At 58.5% G+C, this 18,840-nt stretch carries 20 protein-coding genes, 1 pseudogene and 1 riboswitch; of the genes and pseudogenes, 13 read left to right on the top strand and 8 right to left on the bottom strand.

Going from position 1 to position 18,840, the window contains the following annotated elements; translation table 11 throughout:
• Positions 1 to 87: 87 nt before the first annotated feature.
• The 10 genes and pseudogenes from PQQ52_RS11780 to PQQ52_RS11735 all read left to right on the top strand — a co-directional run bounded on the left by PQQ52_RS11780 (position 88) and on the right by PQQ52_RS11735 (position 9,208).
• Positions 88 to 897 (top strand): type 2 periplasmic-binding domain-containing protein, encoded by an 810-nt coding sequence (locus PQQ52_RS11780; protein WP_408210765.1) that lies wholly within the window; start codon positions 88 to 90, stop codon positions 895 to 897.
• A gap of 188 nt (positions 898 to 1,085) precedes the next feature.
• Positions 1,086 to 1,961, top strand: coding sequence for a type 2 periplasmic-binding domain-containing protein (locus PQQ52_RS11775; protein ID WP_408210762.1), 876 nt, complete (start codon positions 1,086 to 1,088; stop codon positions 1,959 to 1,961).
• A gap of 23 nt (positions 1,962 to 1,984) precedes the next feature.
• Positions 1,985 to 3,133, top strand: a complete 1,149-nt coding sequence (locus PQQ52_RS11770) for a methionine aminotransferase (RefSeq protein WP_408210759.1) — start codon at positions 1,985 to 1,987, stop codon at positions 3,131 to 3,133.
• Positions 3,134 to 3,136: 3 nt separating this feature from the next.
• The gene (locus PQQ52_RS11765) at positions 3,137 to 3,802 is read left to right on the top strand and encodes a DUF2848 domain-containing protein (RefSeq protein WP_408210756.1); all 666 of its coding nucleotides are present in this window, start codon (positions 3,137 to 3,139) and stop codon (positions 3,800 to 3,802) included.
• A gap of 13 nt (positions 3,803 to 3,815) precedes the next feature.
• A pseudogene (locus PQQ52_RS11760) lies at positions 3,816 to 4,228 on the top strand (cupin domain-containing protein).
• Between the two features lie 11 nt (positions 4,229 to 4,239).
• The gene (locus PQQ52_RS11755) at positions 4,240 to 5,508 is read left to right on the top strand and encodes an MFS transporter (RefSeq protein ID WP_408210753.1); all 1,269 of its coding nucleotides are present in this window, start codon (positions 4,240 to 4,242) and stop codon (positions 5,506 to 5,508) included.
• 2 nt (positions 5,509 to 5,510) lie between these two features.
• The gene (locus tag PQQ52_RS11750; protein WP_408210750.1) at positions 5,511 to 5,813 is read left to right on the top strand and encodes a YciI family protein; all 303 of its coding nucleotides are present in this window, start codon (positions 5,511 to 5,513) and stop codon (positions 5,811 to 5,813) included.
• 111 nt (positions 5,814 to 5,924) lie between these two features.
• The gene (locus tag PQQ52_RS11745; RefSeq protein ID WP_408210747.1) at positions 5,925 to 8,126 is read left to right on the top strand and encodes a sensor domain-containing diguanylate cyclase; all 2,202 of its coding nucleotides are present in this window, start codon (positions 5,925 to 5,927) and stop codon (positions 8,124 to 8,126) included.
• Positions 8,127 to 8,170: 44 nt separating this feature from the next.
• Positions 8,171 to 8,440, top strand: coding sequence for a hypothetical protein (locus PQQ52_RS11740; RefSeq protein WP_408210744.1), 270 nt, complete (start codon positions 8,171 to 8,173; stop codon positions 8,438 to 8,440).
• Between the two features lie 30 nt (positions 8,441 to 8,470).
• The gene (locus PQQ52_RS11735) at positions 8,471 to 9,208 is read left to right on the top strand and encodes a helix-turn-helix transcriptional regulator (protein WP_408210741.1); all 738 of its coding nucleotides are present in this window, start codon (positions 8,471 to 8,473) and stop codon (positions 9,206 to 9,208) included.
• A gap of 90 nt (positions 9,209 to 9,298) precedes the next feature.
• On the opposite strand, the gene dctP is transcribed toward PQQ52_RS11735, so the two are convergent.
• The 3 genes from dctP to PQQ52_RS11720 all read right to left on the bottom strand — a co-directional run bounded on the left by dctP (position 9,299) and on the right by PQQ52_RS11720 (position 12,655).
• Positions 9,299 to 10,294, bottom strand: a complete 996-nt coding sequence (gene dctP / locus PQQ52_RS11730; protein WP_408210738.1) for a TRAP transporter substrate-binding protein DctP — start codon at positions 10,292 to 10,294, stop codon at positions 9,299 to 9,301.
• A gap of 675 nt (positions 10,295 to 10,969) precedes the next feature.
• Positions 10,970 to 11,230: a BON domain-containing protein gene (locus PQQ52_RS11725; RefSeq protein WP_408210736.1), complete on the bottom strand. Its 261-nt coding sequence runs from the start codon at positions 11,228 to 11,230 to the stop codon at positions 10,970 to 10,972.
• A gap of 216 nt (positions 11,231 to 11,446) precedes the next feature.
• Entirely contained in the window at positions 11,447 to 12,655 is a 1,209-nt protein-coding gene (locus PQQ52_RS11720) for a D-amino acid dehydrogenase (protein ID WP_408210734.1), read from the bottom strand.
• Between the two features lie 174 nt (positions 12,656 to 12,829).
• Positions 12,830 to 12,923: riboswitch (glycine riboswitch) on the bottom strand.
• Between the two features lie 226 nt (positions 12,924 to 13,149).
• Here PQQ52_RS11720 and PQQ52_RS11715 point away from each other — a divergent pair.
• Entirely contained in the window at positions 13,150 to 13,782 is a 633-nt protein-coding gene (locus PQQ52_RS11715) for a LysE family translocator (RefSeq protein ID WP_408210731.1), read from the top strand.
• A 107-nt stretch (positions 13,783 to 13,889) separates the two neighbouring features.
• Here PQQ52_RS11715 and PQQ52_RS11710 read toward each other — a convergent pair whose 3' ends face one another.
• A complete protein-coding gene (locus tag PQQ52_RS11710; RefSeq protein ID WP_408210728.1) occupies positions 13,890 to 14,423 on the bottom strand; it encodes a GNAT family N-acetyltransferase in 534 nt (177 codons plus the stop codon).
• Positions 14,424 to 14,435: 12 nt separating this feature from the next.
• Positions 14,436 to 15,008, bottom strand: coding sequence for a helix-turn-helix domain-containing protein (locus tag PQQ52_RS11705; protein ID WP_408210726.1), 573 nt, complete (start codon positions 15,006 to 15,008; stop codon positions 14,436 to 14,438).
• 223 nt (positions 15,009 to 15,231) lie between these two features.
• On the opposite strand from PQQ52_RS11705, the gene PQQ52_RS11700 reads away from it, so the two are divergent.
• The gene (locus tag PQQ52_RS11700) at positions 15,232 to 15,936 is read left to right on the top strand and encodes a YceH family protein (RefSeq protein WP_408210723.1); all 705 of its coding nucleotides are present in this window, start codon (positions 15,232 to 15,234) and stop codon (positions 15,934 to 15,936) included.
• A gap of 47 nt (positions 15,937 to 15,983) precedes the next feature.
• Here the strand turns inward: PQQ52_RS11700 and PQQ52_RS11695 are convergent, their stop codons facing one another.
• The 3 genes from PQQ52_RS11695 to PQQ52_RS11685 form a co-directional block, all read right to left on the bottom strand.
• Positions 15,984 to 16,781, bottom strand: coding sequence for a MipA/OmpV family protein (locus tag PQQ52_RS11695; protein ID WP_408211038.1), 798 nt, complete (start codon positions 16,779 to 16,781; stop codon positions 15,984 to 15,986).
• Positions 16,782 to 16,861: 80 nt separating this feature from the next.
• Positions 16,862 to 17,749: an alpha/beta hydrolase gene (locus PQQ52_RS11690; protein WP_408210720.1), complete on the bottom strand. Its 888-nt coding sequence runs from the start codon at positions 17,747 to 17,749 to the stop codon at positions 16,862 to 16,864.
• Positions 17,750 to 17,752: 3 nt separating this feature from the next.
• On the bottom strand, positions 17,753 to 18,523 hold the full coding sequence (locus tag PQQ52_RS11685; RefSeq protein ID WP_408210717.1) for a DUF4118 domain-containing protein: 771 nt from the start codon (positions 18,521 to 18,523) through the stop codon (positions 17,753 to 17,755).
• Between PQQ52_RS11685 and PQQ52_RS11680 the strand changes: the two genes are divergently transcribed.
• Positions 18,429 to 18,680: a hypothetical protein gene (locus tag PQQ52_RS11680; protein WP_408211061.1), complete on the top strand. Its 252-nt coding sequence runs from the start codon at positions 18,429 to 18,431 to the stop codon at positions 18,678 to 18,680. The genes PQQ52_RS11685 and PQQ52_RS11680 overlap by 95 nt on opposite strands.
• Positions 18,681 to 18,840 lie beyond the last annotated feature (160 nt).

Below are 18,840 nucleotides of genomic sequence, written 5' to 3'. Positions count from 1 at the left end.
AATCACAAACCACACCGGTGTTTTCGTGATCTCCCGCGTGTACGATGCGCTAAGACTAGGCGACATCGCCGCACGACGGGGCCAACCATGCACTTCACCTTTGTGACAGAATTCTCTACGGCATCGTTACCGGCGCAAGCCGTGCGCATGTTCGCCGGCATATTCAATGAGCCGGACGAGCCGCTCTTCAATGTTGTCCCTTTGTACGACTGGGAAGCCTCGTCTCTCAATATCCTGAAAGAAGTGAGCCGAGGGAATCTGGACGGTGCCGCAATTCTCGCAAATCACTGCCAGTACACACCCAGTGACGGCGGGGAAGCGGTGTCACCTTATGCGCCCAATTTGGGCCGGTCTGCAACCGAGACGGTTGCGAGCGACTCGATAGTTTTACTCGCTACCGCCCCGGCACCGGCTGGAGGGCTTTGGACGAAGCACGCTATCACGAGCATTGGTGATCTTAAGGACGCGCGGGTGTGCGCGTTTGATGTTGAGTCGGGTGAGTTGCTGCGGCAGCTCGGCGCGGAGCCGGTGACCACTGATTGGTGTCATGTAAGAGAGAGGGTGGCCGATAAGGAAATAGACGCGGTGCTGTGTTTTGGTGACGGGGCGGCGTCTCTTTCGCTATCACAGCATTTCCGTTACTTTTCCGCGGTTCGTTATCCCGGATCTGCGTGCGCTCTGCTGATCTCGGCACTCACGTTTACGCGGCTATCGATAACGCAACAGGATGCAGTTCGTCAGGCGGGCAGGTCCGTCGAACATCAGCTCGCGGCAGTCGCACTCTATCAGGAGCGAATCATTTTCGCGAATCTGCATGACCTTGGGGTGCATGTGGACTCTCGACCTTCGGCCGAGCTAAGCGCAGCATTCGCTGGAGGTCCATTGGTCGTAGCGTGACGTTGAGCGATTGGCGGGGAATCACCTAATCATTGTCTAGTCTTCTGCCAGTTCGGCAATTGATTGTCAATGGGAATTGGATGCGGTGATTTCTTGGGGACCTGTCCCTAAACTTCGGGGCGAACGGTAAACCGCCGAAGCACACGAAGCACACGAAGCAATGTGAGCCGACACCCTCAGGAAAAGATATGCGCTTGATATTCGCAACGGAGTACCCCCGAGAGGCCTTGCCCGGCGAAGCAATAGGAGTTCTCGCTGAACTGGTGAATGACGCCGACGGATCTGACCTGAGAGTCGAATCACATTTCGAATCAAACCAGTCGCTCTTTGCAACAGACGCAACTGCACTCGGCGGGACTGTATTCGGCGCATCCTTGTTGGAGCATGCAAAAGAGTTTGAGCTTGCCGCTATACCGCGGGGTAAGAAGGGACATGAATCCGAGCAGGACGCAAAGCGTTTTCAACGTATCTTCGACGACTGTCTGCATCGCGAAGGGTTTCGCCTGCTTGCTACCGTGCCCATGCCGCCGACGGGCATGTGGTCTTCACGGGAGATTGATAGCGCAGCGAGCCTCGTCGGATTGCGTATTAGGTCGTACGACGCTTTGTCGCGCGAAGTCTTCTCGTCGATTGGCTGTGCCGCAACTAATTTGCCATTTTCCCGGTTACGCGCCGCGCTCGAAGCGGGAGCATTTGACGCGGTCCTGTCCTCGGGAGACGGAGCTGCGGGGGATCTTCTGGCCAGTCACTTCGGACACTACCTGCCCGTCGCCTACAGCACGCCTTTGTGCTTTCTCATTGTCAAGGATGTGACTTTCCGGGCGCTATCGATGCGTGGACAGCGGACCCTGAAATGGGCCGGAAGGGAAGTCCAGTTCCGGTACTGGGCGCGACAGACCGTTCGAGAAGAAAAAAATCTACGGGCGATCCAGGACCGCGGCATACGGGTGAGACGCAGTCTTCCCGGAGACGTCATGGAATTGCTGGAGAAAAAGATGGAACTGGTACGACGGCGCCTGATTGCGGAGCATGCCTTGGCCGACGTACTCGTACCGATTGCCTGAGAACTTATAAAAGGAGTGCGACCGTGTCGTCGATTGTCTCTGATTCAAGGCTTCCGCACATCAAGGGTTCCATCTTTGCAACGATGGCCCGCGCGGCAAAGAAGTACGGTGCGGTGAACCTATCGCAGGGCTTTCCGGATTTTGCTCCCGACCAACGGCTGCTAGATGCGCTTTCCGAGGCGGTCCAGGGCAACCATAACCAGTACGGCCTTCCTGAGGGTTCAGAAACATTGCGTCAGTCCATCGCGCGCATGTTTCAAAACCTCTACGGACTCGACTTCTCCCCGGAGACCCAGATCACGATCACTGCTGGGGCGACGCAGGCAATCTCGGCGGCTATCAGCAGTCTCGTTCACGCTGGAGAAGAGGTAATTTTCTTATCGCCTGCGTTCGAATCGTACGCGCCCGCGGTCCTGCTCGCCGGCGGCGTTCCGGTGTATGTGGAGCTCAGGGCTCCGACGTTTGAGATCGACTGGGATGAGGTCGAAAAGAGCGTGACGACGCACACGCGGATGATCGTCGTAAACAGCCCACACAACCCGACTGGTCGGTGCTGGACGACGGCAGATGTGGACAGACTCGCGCAGATCGCTGACCGGTACAACCTTCTGGTGCTGAGCGACGAGGTCTATCACAACATCGTCTTTGCCCCACAACAGCACGTTACGGCAATGTCGGATGCACGACTGCGCGAGAGAACTGTTGTGGTGGGTTCGCTCGGCAAAACAATGCACGTTACCGGCTGGAGAATCGGATACGCAATCGGCGCGACAGCCTTAACCAATGAAATCCGCAAGGTTCTCCAGTTCAACACATACGCTGCACCCACGCCGCTACAGCAGACTATGGCTGCAGTACTGGATGACGCCGCGTATTGCAATTTGCCGCAACTCTTTCTTCAGAAGCGCAATCGCTTTCTTGAGGGATTGGGTAGCTCACGCTTCAGCTTCATACCAACAGGCGGCGGCTATTTCCAGATGGTCGACTATTCGGCAATATCCGAGCTTCCGGATACGGAGTTTGCCAACCACCTCATCGAACGCCACGGTATTGCCGGGCTGCCGATGTCAGGGTTCGGGCCTCAGTATGCGAAGTCAAAGCTCCTGCGGTTCTGTTTTGCCAAGAAAGAAGAAACACTCGACGCAGCCACCGCCATTCTCCGCGCAATCTAAACCATGAACATACACGAAATCACCGAACAGGGCGGCCGCAGCCACGCGATACAACTGGTCGCGAAAGCTCTCACCATTGCCGGATGGACCGGCCGGAATCCGGAGGCCGTTCAACACCACATCGATGAACTCGCGGCGATTGGTGTTGAGGCGCCTAAGCAGATTCCGACGCTATATCGCGTGGCTCGCGCCCTGCTCACAACTGAACCGGTCATCGAGGCCGTCGGGTCTACCTCAAGCGGCGAGGCGGAGTTTTGCCTTTTCAACACGGACGGCCAACTGTACGTCGCGGTCGGCTCAGACCACACTGACCGCGCGCTCGAGACACATGACGTGGCGCTTTCCAAACAGGTCTGCGCAAAGCCATTGAGTAGTGACTGCTGGCGATTCGATGAAGTGGAGGACCATTGGGACCAACTGATCCTGCGCAGCTTCGCCACAACGAATGGCATCGAACGGCTATATCAGGAAGGGACTGTAGCCGAGTTGTTGCACCCGCGGCAATTGCTCGCAAAGCTTGAAGTGCCGTTCGACCACGGCAATGTCCTTTTCGGAGGCACCGTGCCCGTGACAGGCACCATGACTGGAGCCGAGGCCTTCCGCGCCGAACTGCACGACCCAGTCCTAGGCCGCACTCTGGCCTGTGAATATCAAATCAAAGTTCTTTAATAGGAGAACGTCAATGCTGAAGCCACATCTTGAGTTTGTCTCGCTGGACCTGAATGAAGGTTGGAGCGTACCCCCGGGCTATCCGCAAGGAATCGAGGAAAAAATTCTCTGTGGGTCTCTTCCCTAGAAACCGCCACCGGCTGCAGAACCCGACTGCTGCGCTTTGCGCCGGGCATTTACACGACCGCACCGTTTGTGCATGCGTACTGGGAAGAAGTCTACCTCGTCCAGGGTGACCTGACCGTTGGCAACGACGCGAACGGGCAAGGCGGGACACCATTCGGTCCGAACACATATGCGTGCCGCCCGCCCGGCGCGTTCCATGGTCCGTTTAAGTCGGAAAACGGCTGCATGCTCCTCGAAATCCATTACTACGTGAAAGAGCACGCTATTGCAACGGCGGTACCGGCTGCGGTGGCGGCGTGAAAGGGTCTCCTATGGACGCGAACGCCCAGCGAAGACTACGACTCGCACAGTGGACCGCATTTTGGCTCACGATTGTGGCATACATGGTGTCGTTCTTTCATCGAGTTGCACCTGCGGCACTATCGATTGAGCTACAAAAGGCATTCTCCGCTACCAGCACGGAACTCGGATCGATCACGGCAGTTTTTTTCTTTGCCGTGATGGCAATGCAGATTCCGACCGGCATTATTGCCGATACCTTGGGCCCACGCCGGATACTGGTGGTCGGCTGCGTGATGGCAGCACTCGGCGCTTTCGTCTTCGCGAGCGCTCACACCGTCGAAGTCGCCTGCATCGGTCGTGGACTTATTGGTCTCGGCGCCGCCGTCCCGTTTGTCGCGTTGCTGCGATTGAACGCTTCTTGGTTCTCGGCACGGCAGTTTGCGACGCTAAGCGGGCTCACCCTGCTATTTGGTAACCTGGGGTCAATATTGTCGACTGCGCCGTTACAGATGATGTCCCAGATCGTTAGCTGGCGCGTCGTCATTGGCGGCATCGGTGGTCTTACCCTCGTAGCCGGAGTGCTCATCGCCGTGTTCGTGCGGGACAAGCCCGCCGACCTTGGACTGCCGCACCCGGACGGTCAGCCCAGCGTTCCTATGCGTTCCCGGCAGTCGTGGGTCGGGCAGTTGCGCGATGTCGTTACCAACGCACGTACGTGGCCGTGCTTTTGGGTGGGATTTGGCATCTGCGGGACATTCTTCGCATTCACCAGCCTATGGGCAGTACCCTATCTAGTCAGATTTATCGGCCTGAGCAAGGGCGAGGCGTCCATGCATGTCCTTGTCATGATTCTCTGTCATTCGGTCACGGCACTCTTCTTGGGGCGGGCATCCGATCGGCTGGGTAACCGCAAGGGGCTGCTGCTGATCCTCGGAGCTGTTTATCTCGTCTCGTGGATGCCCATGTTGGGTCCGATGAACGCGTTCTCTGGCGAGAGCTATGTCGTATTCGCGATTCAAGGTATGGCCTCCACCAGTTACACGCTCATCTGGGCCATCGCCAAAGAGGTGAACGATCCAAATTCGGCCGGCATGGCTATCGGAGTCACGAATACCAGCATGTTCATGGCTGCGGCAATCCTGCAGCCTCTGATTGGTTCGCTGATAGACCGGTTTGGTATGCAAGGGATGACTTATTCCATCGCGCTACTGGCGGCGGTATCCGGAGTCGGTCTGCTTGCCGGGATGTGTCTGGTCGAAACACGAGGAAAAAACATTTACGTAGCGAGGGCCATATAACGATGCTTTTCTCGTTCTATAACATCGACGCGCCAGGCACAGACCTGAGAGCGACGCTACGCCCTGCACACCGCGAGTACCTCGCAAAATTCGCAGAACAGTTTGCCTTCGCGGGGCCGCTGCTGGCGGAAGACGGGGTGACGCCGGTTGGTAGCTTGCTTGTGCTCGATTTTGAGACCGTCGAGGACGCGAACGCTTTCATTGAGGCAGAGCCTTACACGGTCGCGGGACTTTATGCGAGTGTCAGTATCCGGCCGTTTCTCAACCTATGGCGGCAGTGCAAGGGCTTTCCCGAGCCTCGCTGATACCCTTTAGCCTATGCTGGGAAGACGCCCCTTTTCGGTGAGGCGCTTCTCAACAGAGTAGCTCGGCGCATTCTTGTACAATCGCCAAGCCCGCACCGAACGATTGGCGACATGTCCACAAACCCTCCCGCAAAACGCCAGTTTCGAAGCGTCATCCTGATTCCAGCCGTGGGTGTTCTGGTACTCGCCACCGTCTGGATTGGCGTGTTGGCCCGGCTATCTACGGAAAGGGTTGAGGTATTACAGGCGGCTCAGGCCAAGGCAGATGTCTTAGCTGATGCTCTGGTCCAGCACACTGAGACCACGATTCACGATGTGGATGTCATCGCGCTCGTGGTGAAACTTCAATTTGAAAAGGACCCAGCGTCAGTCAACCTAAAGGCGCTGCAAGACGCGGGTTTTTTCACCAGAGAAACTGCGGCCCAAGTCTCGATTGTCAACCCCGCCGGACGTATTCTACAAAGCACTATCCCTTACGCCGGCGGAGTTTACATTACTGACCGCCAGCACTTTGCGGTCCATCGGACGCCTGATGTACCTGGACTCTATATCAGCAAACCGGTGCTCGGCCGAGTCTCCGGAAAATGGACAATTCAACTGACGCGTCGGCTGGAGACAAAGGACGATAACTTCGCGGGTGTGGTAGTCGTCTCGGAGGACCGACGCTACCTCACACGCGGATTTACTGACGTCGCCGCGCTCGGGGAGAACGGCTCGGCGGCTGTCTTCCTACAGGACGGCTCAAAGCTTTCCGATGACGGGACCGGGGAGGCAGCGGACAAGCAGGCGAAAGGTCGCGATAGTCGAAAACCCAACTGGAAACCTGCGGACCAGATAACTGCGCAACGTACCGTCCCGGGCTATCCGCTTCACGTTGAGGTGTCCCTTCGTCGTTCGGATGCCCTGACGCCTTATAACAACATGAAATCGGTGTATCTCACGAGCACCGCCTTGCTATCGTTCTTTTTCGCGATATTCGTGATCGCCATATCGGTACTCGTACATCGCCTCTTCAAGAGTCGAGACCGGCTTCGAGTCCTCTCCGAGACCGATACACTCACGGCTCTGTGGAACCGCTATGGCCTACTCGCGCGGTTAAACGAGGAATTGGCAAGGCAGTCATGCCTGAACCGCCTCGCTGTCGTCTACATCGACCTTGGCAATCTTAAACAGGTTAACGACACGCTCGGCCACGAAGCCGGTGACCAGTTGTTGAAGAAAATTTCCGTGCGACTTCGGCAAGGGCTTTCGCCTCACACCGTCGGCCGGTTTGGCGGTGATGAATTCCTTGTGATTGTGACGCCTGACGATAGCGATGCAGACGTCTATCCTGCGACACACAAGGTGATAGATGCGATTATCGCCATATTTGAGACGGCGGTCACGCTGCGCGGAAGCGTTTTTAATATCCGGGCAAGCATTGGAGTCTCGATACATGCATGCAGTGACGATGGCGTTTCGACGCTTATTCGCGAGGCCGACGAGGCGATGTACGCCGCCAAGGCGCAGATGGTGAGTACGCACAAAACGATCTGGCGACACTATTCAAACGAGATGCGCGAGAGCGGGCGTCTGGCGGTTGAAAACGAGCAACGCTTGCGCATCGCGTTAAGCGACGGAAGTCTCCGGCTTGCCTTTTACCCCGTCCGTGAGACGCACAGCAATAGCGTGGGAGGTTTTCGTGTCGGAGTTGCCGTCCTGGAGGAGAACGGCGACCTGGTGTCCGTGAACTCCTCCCTGTCAATCAACGAAGAAAATGGGCTACTTGGACCGATAACTGAGTTCGCCCTTGTTCAGATCTGCCTCACCCTCTCGAGCTGGCGCGAAGATGGGGCTGAGCCCACACGACTTAGCTATCCGCTGGACAAAGATCAGTTTCTCAACGTCGACTGCGCCCTCATCGTCCGCGAACTCGTGCGGAGGTTTGAATTCGTGCCGGACGAATTCGTGCTGGAAGTCCCGGAAATCGCGTTTTTTGACGAGCCTGTCCTCGCGGCAGAACGCGCCGTTGCACTTGCCAGCACAGGCGTGCGCCTAATGCTTGGCACCTTCTCGGGTGGCTTTGGCGCGTTTGAGTTACTCAAGAATAGTCCGATCCGGGGTGTGGTAATTGGACCCCAGTCATGTTCGGCTGATATATTGGCCTCGGCGGTCGGGTGCGTAACACATTCAGGTCGGACAGTTATGCTGGAATCGGAAGAGCTATCTGCAAAGGTAGCTCCCAGTTCGGCGGTATCGGTACTAGAGTCCTTCGACGCTCATCTCGACGCAAACGCGGCCTTTCGATTATTGAGACAGGTTGCGAGCTCTTGAAGAAGCTAAGCTTACATAAGTAAAAATCATGGCTGACGCAGTAAGTGAAAAATCGGGAAACTATCGTTTACGCGGCAGAAGTCGTGGTCGGTCGCGAGCGCGTAAGCGTGAAACTACTGGTGCGTGGCGCACTGATCCTCCTCGAGCGGGAGCTTATTCAGGCGGATGACACGTCCTTCATCCACTCCGTCTTGGTAGACGCGCATGCCGCCGCGTACGACTATCTGACTGCGGACCCGTACTTCGCGCAATTGGAACGGCACTATAGTGCTATTCAAGAAAAAATTCGTCAGCTTGTAAGCCAAGAAGAATAAGCCAACCAAATATTTTCTAAGAGGCTCTGCATGAAGATGCAAGCGAATATCGGGGAAGTGCTGGCCGCAATCAATGTGCTAAGTGAGTGCGGAGACGACATAGAACTTCATCCGCGGCTCAGAGCCATTTTCTCGCGGCTTCAGGTTCCCTCGTTTATCTTCAGTTCCTTCCGAGTGGACACGAACGGACCGACGACCGATTATCGCTTCCTCGTTGGATGCAACCCGGAGTGGATTCAGATCTATCAGCACCGCCACTGGTACAGCAATGACCCGTATCTTCAGTACGCGCGGGTCAATGCGATGCCAGCGCTCGGCAGTAGCATCCAGATAACCAGCGCAGGCCAACGTGCTATGTGCGCCACGGCCCGTCAATACGGGTTTCGGAGCAACTTGATCGTCCCTGCACATTCACGCGCGACATCGCTCCTTGGCGTCTTGCATGTCGCAAGCGAAATCGAAATTGAAGATGGTGGGGAAGCACGACTGTTTGAATGGCAGGCGCTCTTACGCGCAATTGCGATGACGCTTCTGGATGTACGCATGATGGCGCGGCGCAACTTGATGGTCGCCAAGTTTGAACTCGATGAACGCGACCTGACTGTACTTCGGCTTGTGCTGATAGCGGAACCGGCACAGGAGGTGGCGAGGAGCATGGGACTCTCGGTCGCGAGCATCTATTCCATGTACTCACGGATAAACGAGAAAATGGGCACACACCGAATTAACGAGGCCGCGCGTCTAGCTCAACAGAACGATTTGCTGTAAATCGCTGCGGCACTGTTATTCCGCGACGCAACCGGTGCGGGCAGGTTCCCCCTAATGTGACGCCGCCCCGTTGGGGATCCGCTCGAAACGTTATCGGGCGATCGATGTGCCGCAGGAGTCCTCGGCATCTTCCCGAGACGAACGGACCAGCAGTGCGCGTGCGTCGGACGGCGCCTGCTCAAGCCAGCTGGTCGTGCGTGCGGCACCCGCGGCATGCATAGAGAGACGAAGGGCCGCACCGACGGATTCGTGTACATCGACACCGGCACGTACCATGGCAGCGTAATTGGATTTGACGCGATCAGGAAGCGCTTTCCACTCCAGACGCTCTGCCTCAGTGGCCGCTTTTTGTACGGCGGTCCGGATTTCAGGTGAGAGCGCATTGAAGCGGCTTCTGCTTACGACGACAAACGACAGCGGATAAGCGTACGACACCGCGGTGAAATTTGGCAGATGTGGAGCAAAAGCCCGGCCAACCTCGCCGTCGCCCGAGGACAGCACCGCGTCAAGCTGGCCGCTTTCAACTCGACTCTGCATCTCGCTCGCCGAGCTTGCCACCGCCTTTGCGCCGAGCATGGTGAAAACGCCTGCGGACGCCTTGTCGTAAGCACGTAGACGAAGACCCTCAAAGTCATCGGGCGTCTCTAATGCCTGCTTCGACCAGATACCTGTTGGTGGCCACGGCGTGACGAAAAGCAGGTGCAGGCCGGCAGCGCCGAGTGATTTTTCGTATTGCTCGCGCGCCATGCACGCCAACTGCCTGGCTTCGTCAATCGAACTGACCTCGAAAGGCAGGGTAGAGAGGGCAAAGACCGAGTCAACGGGAATCAACGAGCTGGCGAACACGGAGGCCACGTCAAACCGACCGTCTTTCAACGCGTCGAGTACGTCAGAAGGCAGCGGCGTGCCGAAATGCGTTTGGGCCACGAGGTTGCCATTCGTTGCTCGTGCAAGTTCGGAAGCAAAGGTCGCGATACCATGACCCGACACAGTGTCGGGAGGGTACGAAGTCGTGATGTTCCATGTGTCCGCATTGTTGGCGGCAAACACGGAAGGCGCTACACTCGCAACCAATAACAACGCCATGCATGTACCACTAATCATCCTGGTAAACCGACGCAACGCGCATCCCTCTTGAGAAATATGAACAGATCGGCGGCCAGGTCATGTCTTTAGCGATAGCACCTGCGCCGACGAAAAGGCACTATCACACGAAGGCCGCGATAATCCCCCCCCTGCAATTATCGCGAAACTTGTGGTATAGGTGCCGCGCACCGCGGACACTCACAGGTCGATGCGAGATCTCCTCGACGCTCGCTGTTAAGTGATCCGGCAGTACCCGAACCTGCGAAGGAGGGCGCGAGTGGGGGCAGGTACGTGGCAGCGACGCTGCCGCGCGTTAGCCGTTCGTCAAAGTCACAAACAAGTGTCGCCTTACCATCCAACCCGAACCTGTGTGAACGCATGGGCAATGCCAACCCGTCAGTCGGGTACGTCGCCAATCGCCGCCGCCGGTCAGTTGCGCCAAGCCTTATCGTTACGCAACCGAATCGTGAACTGCTGCACGCCGTTCGGTCGCAATGTGAGATTCCGTTCCTTTTGTGTCAAACTCTATTGTCACAAGTTCCTTGCGTCCATTGAGTCGAGAGGCGTTTGTGTTGAACTCTATTTGCACGAACCTTAGTCAGGAAAATCGCTAGGTGTCTGATTTGATTGAAGGCCTTGTGTCAAACTCTATTGTTCGTTCACAACTGGTTGAAGCTATTTTGTTTTGATCGTGGAGAGATCAGAAACGCCGGTGACGCCGAACAGACGGGAAACATCTTCGAGTGCGGCGACGCGTTGTTGTTCATGTGGAAGGATGCCGATCAGGGTGATGCGTCCGTGTGAGACTTTGACTTGCAGGGCGTTTGGGGGAACGGCGGCATCCCAGGCGAGGCGCCGAGTAGCTTCTACGGCGATCTGTTTATCGGTGAGGCGCGTGCTTGCGTTGCCACGCGTGCCGGAGCGGGGTTTGGTCACAGCGATTTCCTCGAGAGCGGGTCACGATTGGACAACACTAGCAGATGTGACAGGTTTTGCCTTGGCGACGCCTCGTCGAGGCGAAGCCGACGGCACTCGAAACGCGCAAGCCGCCCCGCACAGGGGCAACGCTAATAAACCACTAACAAAACAAGGAAAAGCCAAAACCCTAAAAGCCCAGACAACAAAGCGCCGCCCAGGCAAACCCACCCCTTATTACATAGCCCCCGCCAAAGCCTGCGCTGTAGCCGCCGACAACGTCCACCCCAAATGCCCATGCCCGGTGTTATAAAAAACGCCGCGCCGTTTCCCACGTCCCACCTTTGGCAACATACTCGGCAGCATCGGCCGCAGCCCTGCCCATGGAATCACCTTCGAAGTCGACACCTCAGGAAAATACTGTCGAGTCCAGTCGACCAAAGGCGCAATCCGATCCGACCGAATATCGCGATTAAACCCATTAATCTCCGCCGTACCGGCAACCCGAAACCGATCCACGCCAAGCCGGCTCGTCACAATCTTCGCGCTATCGTCGAGCAGACTCACCCAGGGCGCGCGTTGCTGACTCACTTCGTCATCCAGACAAACGGTAATCGAATAACCCTTAACCGGATACACATTCACGTGATCGCCAAGCATGGCCGCGAAATCGCGACTCTTCACCCCGGCGCACACGACGATCCGCTCAAAGGCAAAGCGCTGTGACTCGCCCTCCAGATTGACCGTCAGCGAAAACCGTCCTTCAGCCGGCTGCTCGATCGCCGTGATCTCAGCATCATAGTGAAACTCGACGCCATGCCGCACGCAGGCGTCCGCAAGCCCACGCGTGAACTTGTGGATATCACCGGTCGAATCGGAAGGCGTGAAAAACCCACCAAAAAATTCGCCATGCAGCGTAGGCTCAATCGCCTGCAACTCACCCGACGTCACAGGATTACGGTCCAGTCCGCCTTCGCGCAGCAACGCATTCACCCTGCTAGCCGCATCGAATTCCTTGCGCGTTTTATAGATGTGCAAAATGCCGCGCCGCTCCAGATCGAAGTCGATTCCTTCTCGCTCGGCAATCGAAAACAGATGCTCACGCGCGGCAATCGCGAGCCGCACCGTTTCCACGGTGTTCGCCCGATAGTGCGGAATCTGCCGTAGAAATTCGCCCATCCACGAATACTTGTGCCACGTGGGCATCGGATTGAGCAGCAGCGGGGCGTCGCGCGTGAGCATCCAGCGCAAGCCCTTCAGCACGGTGGCCGCGCTGTTCCAGACTTCAGCATTGCTGGCGGACAACTGGCCGCCGTTGGCGAACGAGGTCTCCATCGCCGCATAGCGATGACGTTCGAACACAGTAACGTGGTGGCCGCGCTGCGCGAGGGCGTGAGCAGTCGTGACGCCGGTAATGCCGGCGCCGATAATGGCGATTCGTGACATGACATGGTCCAGAGTAGTTGAGCATCACCGGTGTCGATTTCGTGTCGAAACCGGCGTCGATGCCCCATCTGTCCATGTACCTGAGAGTTTCTTCCCGTGAGCATACGAGCGCAATACAGGCCGTATGCAGGGAATCCCCTTCGGTGGGCGCGCACGGCGCCGCTCTCCAGATGTTCCAGCTGCGCGGTCCTTTTGCCTGAGAGTTTCCGGGGCGGTTGCTCCGTCGGCGTCGTCACAATCCTCTGACGATCTCTCCCGCGCTGCGTTGCAGAACGACATGACAATACCGGGCAAAGATTTTCACCGCAAGTGTTTCTTGCGATGCAGTGCGCCATCGACACTGTACAGACGGCGCTTTTCGCCACAGACAGAACGAACGCCGTTCAACTGCGTATAGGAACTTTTCACGTGTGGGTTTAAGGCCTGAATCGGCGACATCGGCTATATTTAGCGGCACTGCCCGACTTCGATTTTCAGCCCACAGGGAGACCGCCGTGCCCGCTGTCACAACGATGCTTGCCTTCGCCCTGGTCTCGCTCGGCATGGTGCTTACGCCCGGCCCGAACATGATTTATCTGATCTCGCGATCGCTCTGCCAGGGGCGGCGTGCCGGGCTCGTATCGCTCGGCGGCGTCGCGCTCGGCTACGTGTTCTACATGTTTTGCGCGGCGTTCGGCATCACCGCACTGCTGTTGACGGTGCCCTATGCGTACGACGCGCTGCGTTTCGGCGGCGCGCTTTATCTGCTGTATCTGGCATGGCAGGCCGTCAAGCCGGGCGGCCGCTCGCCGTTCCAGGTGCGCGATCTGCCGCACGACAGCCGCCGCAAGCTGTTCACCATGGGTCTCGTCACCAACCTCGCGAATCCGAAGATCGCGGTGATGTATCTGTCGTTGCTGCCGCAATTCATTTCACCGTCGCACGGCAGCGTGCTTACGCAGTCGATCGCGCTGGGCTGCGTGCAGATCGTCATCGCCGTCACGATCAACGCGCTGATCGCCGGCATGGCGGGTTCGATCGCCGGATTTCTCGCCGGGCGACCGGTATGGCTGCTGGTGCAACGATGGCTGATGGGCACCGTGCTCGCTGGTCTGGCTGTGCGGATCGCGTTCGATTCGCGCCGTTAAACCGTGGCTTGAAGACTCGCCTGAGTCTGCATTGCGCGCGTCCTGATGGTGTATTCCTGATGGCGTATCGCTCGCCCTGAGCATGCGTCACAGCCGGCCAGCCGGCGTTACGCTCCGAGCGTCTTGTACATGATGGTGGTCGAATCAAGCCGCTCCTCCAGCGTGTCGCGGCAGAACTGCGGGATCACACCGGCCGTCTGATAACCCAGCGCGGCATAGAGCGGCTCGGCCTTGTCGCCGGTGCGCGTATCGAGCGTCAGCAGGCTGCGTTGCAACTGCTGCGCACGCTGTTCCAGTTCCACCATCAGCGCTTTGGCGATGCCCTGGCGGCGAAACGCGGGATGCACCAGCAGCTTGCGCACTTCCGCGCGATGACGCTGGTTCGGCATCGTGTCGTAATCCAGTTGCACGGTGCCGGCGATCGATTCGCCGTGACGAGCGACGAACAGCACGAGCGCCCCCGCGCACAACGAGGGCAGCACTTTGCCGCGCCAGAACGCCTCGCTCTCTTCAACGCTATAGGGCAATACAAATCCGACACTGGCGCCGTCATGGACACAGGCACGCAGCAGCGCGCCGAGTTCGGTCAGGTGGCGAACGAGGTCGTCCGCGGAAAAGATCGTGATGGTGGTCACGCTCATGTTGGCTCGCACTCAGACAATGAAGAGAATGTAGCGGGCCGCGCTGTGCGCGGGCGTGACGAAGGCGCTGGGGCCAAACAGCTGATAGCGCAGACAGTCACCGGGACGCAGATCGTGGCTTCGGCCGTTGACGGTGATCTGCAAATGCCCTTCGAGCAGGATCAGGTGATGCTCGAGGCCGGCTCTCGGCGACGCGTCGTAAGTAATGCGGGCGCCGGCATCCAGCTCGCACTCCAGCGCCTCGCCGCTCAGCGCTTGCGCCGGCGGCGACACCGAGCGGCGCCGGAAGCCGACACTCGCGTCGGTCCAGACCGCCTGCGCCTCGCGCGGCACCAGCGGCGCGAAGTCTTCTTCGACCATGTGCATGAGGCGCGACATCGGCAAACCGTAGGCGACGCAGAGTTTGCCCAGCACGCTCGCCGTGGGGCTCACGGCGGCGTTTTCGAGGCGCGACAGGGTGGCGCGGCTGACGTTGCTGAGCTTCGCCAGATCGTCGAGCGACCAGTTGCGCCCGGCACGCAGCTCCCGCAGGCGCTGGGCGATACGACGGTCGATGGCGTTGTCGGCGGCGGCTATATTTTCCATATTCGGGAAATTATCTCGAATATGGGATGTCGTCAACAAAACAAAAATGCGCCGGGACGGATGCGGGCGCGTTCGGGATGCGCCTCGTCATTGCGGAGATTCGTACACCGCGAGCGGCTGGGGCGTTTATCATAGGGCCCACAAACTAAAACCTGCCGCCCGGCTGTGCAACGGTAAGGCACACCATCCACGAGACCTGGCGGCGCACGCCGCGACTTCCTCTATGAACTCCACTCCCGACGCTGTTTCCCGTTCCTCTATCCGCGCTTTGACTTTGCTTGAAGGGCGCGTACTCGGCGTGCTCGTCGAAAAGCAGCACACGGTGCCAGACAGTTATCCGCTCTCCCTGAACGCGCTGACCTTGGGCTGCAACCAGAAAACCGGCCGTACGCCGGTGATGAATGCGACTGAAGCGGAGGTGCTGACTGCCGTCGACGGGTTGAAGCGCCTGAGCCTGGTGATGGAGGGCAGCAGCAGCCGTGTGCCGCGTTTCGAGCACAACATGAACCGGGTGTTGGGATTGCCGAGTCAGTCGGCTGCGTTACTGACTACCTTGTTGCTGCGCGGCCCGCAAACTGCGGCTGAGTTGCGTTTGAACAGCGCGCGCCTGCATGGGTTTGCCGACATTTCGTCGGTCGAGGCGTTTCTCGACGAGCTGGCCGACGGGGATCCGTCGCGAGTAGTGAAGCTCGCCCGGACGCCGGGCGAGCGCGAAAATCGCTGGACGCATCTGCTCTGCGGCGAAGTCAGCGCGAGTGAGCTTGCACCGCTCGGCGAGGAAGATGAGGTTGTGCCGCTGTCGGCGTTCGAGGCGTTGAAAGCCGAACAGAAGCGGCTCGCCGATGAATTGAGCCGGCTTCAGGTGGTGGTGCGGCGCATGGCTGGGGAGTTGGGAATCGAAGTTGAAGAGCTTGGCGCCGGAGACTGAAACGCTACTGGCTTTTTGTGCGCTGCGGGCGCGCAAAAAGCCAAAAACTAAAACTTGTAGTTCACCGAAGCGAGCGTATTCAGCTCGAACCTTTTTTCGGTAATCGGGCTATTCGCCGCGTCGTGCTCCAGTCGTCCGAAAGTAGCGGAAACCGAGCCATTCCAGTGCTTTGAAAAGTCGTACGACACGACGGCGTTCATATGGATGTCCCGCACTCCGGCACTGGTGCTATACGTGGGTAATCCCGATGCCGCACTCTGCTGATCTGAGACGCCGAAAAACGTCCGCGTGTAAGTCCCGTTCGCCCAGGTGAACCCTGGGCCCACCGAGAACAACCAGCCGCCAACCGGCGCCGAAGCCACGAAATCCGTGCTGACCGTCGTCCCCTGGTGATGTCCTGCGATATCCTGGTACAGCGCCACCGAGCCGGTAAACGCCCACCACGTGTAGTCCGCGAACAGCTTCAGCTTGGGGCCGCCATACACGTTGCCAAGCCCATGCAGCCGCGGATCGTCAGACTCCTTGCGAGTCTGGAAATCGAAACTGAGAGCAGCGCCCACATGATAGGCGGGACCGCGCAGCACGTTGACGCCAAGCACGTCAGGGCCTTGCGAGAAAATCCGATCGTCGTAAGAGATGTCCAGCGCAGGGAACGGGAATACCTTCAATTGCCGCGATCCCGGGTACGTGGGCGTGATCACCACACCAGGGCCCACGCCGATTTTCCACTTGCTGTCGGTGGCCGCGCCCGTGCTCGCGTCGCTCGTCGCCGTCGGACTTGCATCGTCCGCATACGCGGCACGCGCTGTGCAAAGGCCCAGCGCCGCGGCGAGCAGCAGTGACATGGGGGCGGACTTGCCGAATCCGAATGAGGTACGCAGCGACGCGCTCGCCGGTTTGCCGAATCTGGGCGTCGTATGCACCGTCACGCACGCTCCTTGGTTAGCGCGGCGAGTTGCCTGAGGCGGCGCGCCAAAGCCTTTGAGACGACCTGTTGCTTGCCGCTGTCGTCGCCGCTATGGGCGGCTTCGCTTTCGCGCAAAAATAGCGCGGTTTCGCGCGCGACGATTTCGCGCTCGTTGTCCGACGTAATCATGTGATACGAATCATCAAGCCAGATCGTGCGTAAGAAGGCAGCGCCGATATTCGCGGCGACAAAACGGGCATTGCGGGGGCTCGAGGTCTCATCGTCGATCGCATGGACAATCAGGCAATCGGTCTTGATGTCGCGCACCTGCGTGCGCACGCTCGCGGCGAGGCGGCTCGCCTGGTGCAAGGCGGGCAATGAGATCGTGGACGGCCCGACTTCGCTGAAGTCGCTGCGCTGCATGGCACGGGCGATCTTCGCTCTAAGCGCTTCATTGCGCAGGCCGAATGGCGCTTCCTCGCGGTAGCGCCAGCGTTTGCGCAGTGGCGTGAAGTACGCCCAGTTGAGCAGGAAGCGATACCAGGGGATCGCCCAGCCGTCGTATGAGAGCGTCAGCGACAGCAACACGAGCGACTGCGCCGCCGGACGGCGATGCGCCAGCGCCAGCGCTAACGCCGCACCGATCGATAGCCCACAGATCGAGACACGTGCAAAACGCGCAGCCAGCGCGTCGTACTCGCGCACGGCGGCATCGAGCCATAGCTCCATTGCCGCTTCTTCCGAGCCGGCGCTATAGCCAGGCAGGAGCGGCGCGCAGGCGGTGAAGCCCTCAGCGTTCAGAAAACGTGCAAGAAAGCGTAATTCGAGCGGCGAGCTCGACAGGCCGTGCAACATCAGCACGGCGTGGTCGTCGCCGGGTAAGAAAAGACTCGTCGGTTGGCTCATGGATCAGATCCCGATCCGCAGCACGAGAAACACGCCGGCATGGGTCATGAACCGTTCGCACACGCATTCGATCAACTTCGACACACCGTCGCCGCTTTTCAGACGCACGCGATGGCTGCCGGGCCACAGTGATTTGCTGAGCCGCTGAATGTCCTCGGGATCGACATCGGCAAAGCGCGGACCGGGCGCAATTTCGTTAGGCAGACGCGGTAGCACGCCTTGCGGTTTGAGGTCGTCCGCAGGTTGCAACGCGTTGCGCTCGAGTGCCTGAATGAAAATGAAGGTCCTGTGATGATGCGAAAGATGGCGCAGCAGTCGATGTGTTTCGTCGACGGCACGGCGCGCGAGCATGCGTTCGTTGTCGTGACGCAGCAGCATTTCATAGCGCGATTGCGCAACCGATGCGATCAGTTCCGCACGAAACTGCGAGCGGCGCAGGCGTTCGATCAGCATGATGACGAACAGCGTTACCAACGGATAGGACACCACCAGGACCAGGTCGGCGCTGTTGAATACCGTGATGGCTGCGTAGGGCGGGACGAACAGATAGTCGGCGATACCCAGGCCGAGCAGCATGACCGTGAGCGCCGGGGCCAGCCCGCAAAAATATTCGACCAGTGACGCCGCGATACAGAACGCGGTGCCCGGCATGATCGGTCCGATAAACGGATGGAGCAACATGCGCACTCCGCTGGCGATCGCCAATGCGGCGGCCGCGCCCAGCCAGACGCGTGTTCCCCTTGGTGCCCAACGACGGGCGTTCTGGACTTCCATAATCTTTTTTTTAGGGAGCGATTATGCTTCCCGATTGAGTGTGGCAATGCGCTTTACAGCGCAGGTCGGACAATACCATATAGTCGGGCAAAGGAAAGACCCGGAAAGATGCAAGCACTGGAATGCCTGGTGGGAATACCGCATTTCAACTATCTGACAGAAAAACATGTTCAGTAATAGGGGTATTCTCACCCGCATGTATTGTGCGGGCGGTGAGCTTAAATGACGCTTAAGCGGCCTGAAAAGCGGCCTGTGCAGGCCTTCGGCCGCCTTTCCAGCAAGCATGGCCGAACTCCCCGGCAAGCGACATTGCACGG

It is taken from the genome of Paraburkholderia sediminicola (assembly GCF_046030555.1).
GTDB lineage: Bacteria > Pseudomonadota > Gammaproteobacteria > Burkholderiales > Burkholderiaceae > Paraburkholderia > Paraburkholderia sediminicola_E.
This window is presented reverse-complemented; position numbering and strand designations above follow the sequence as displayed.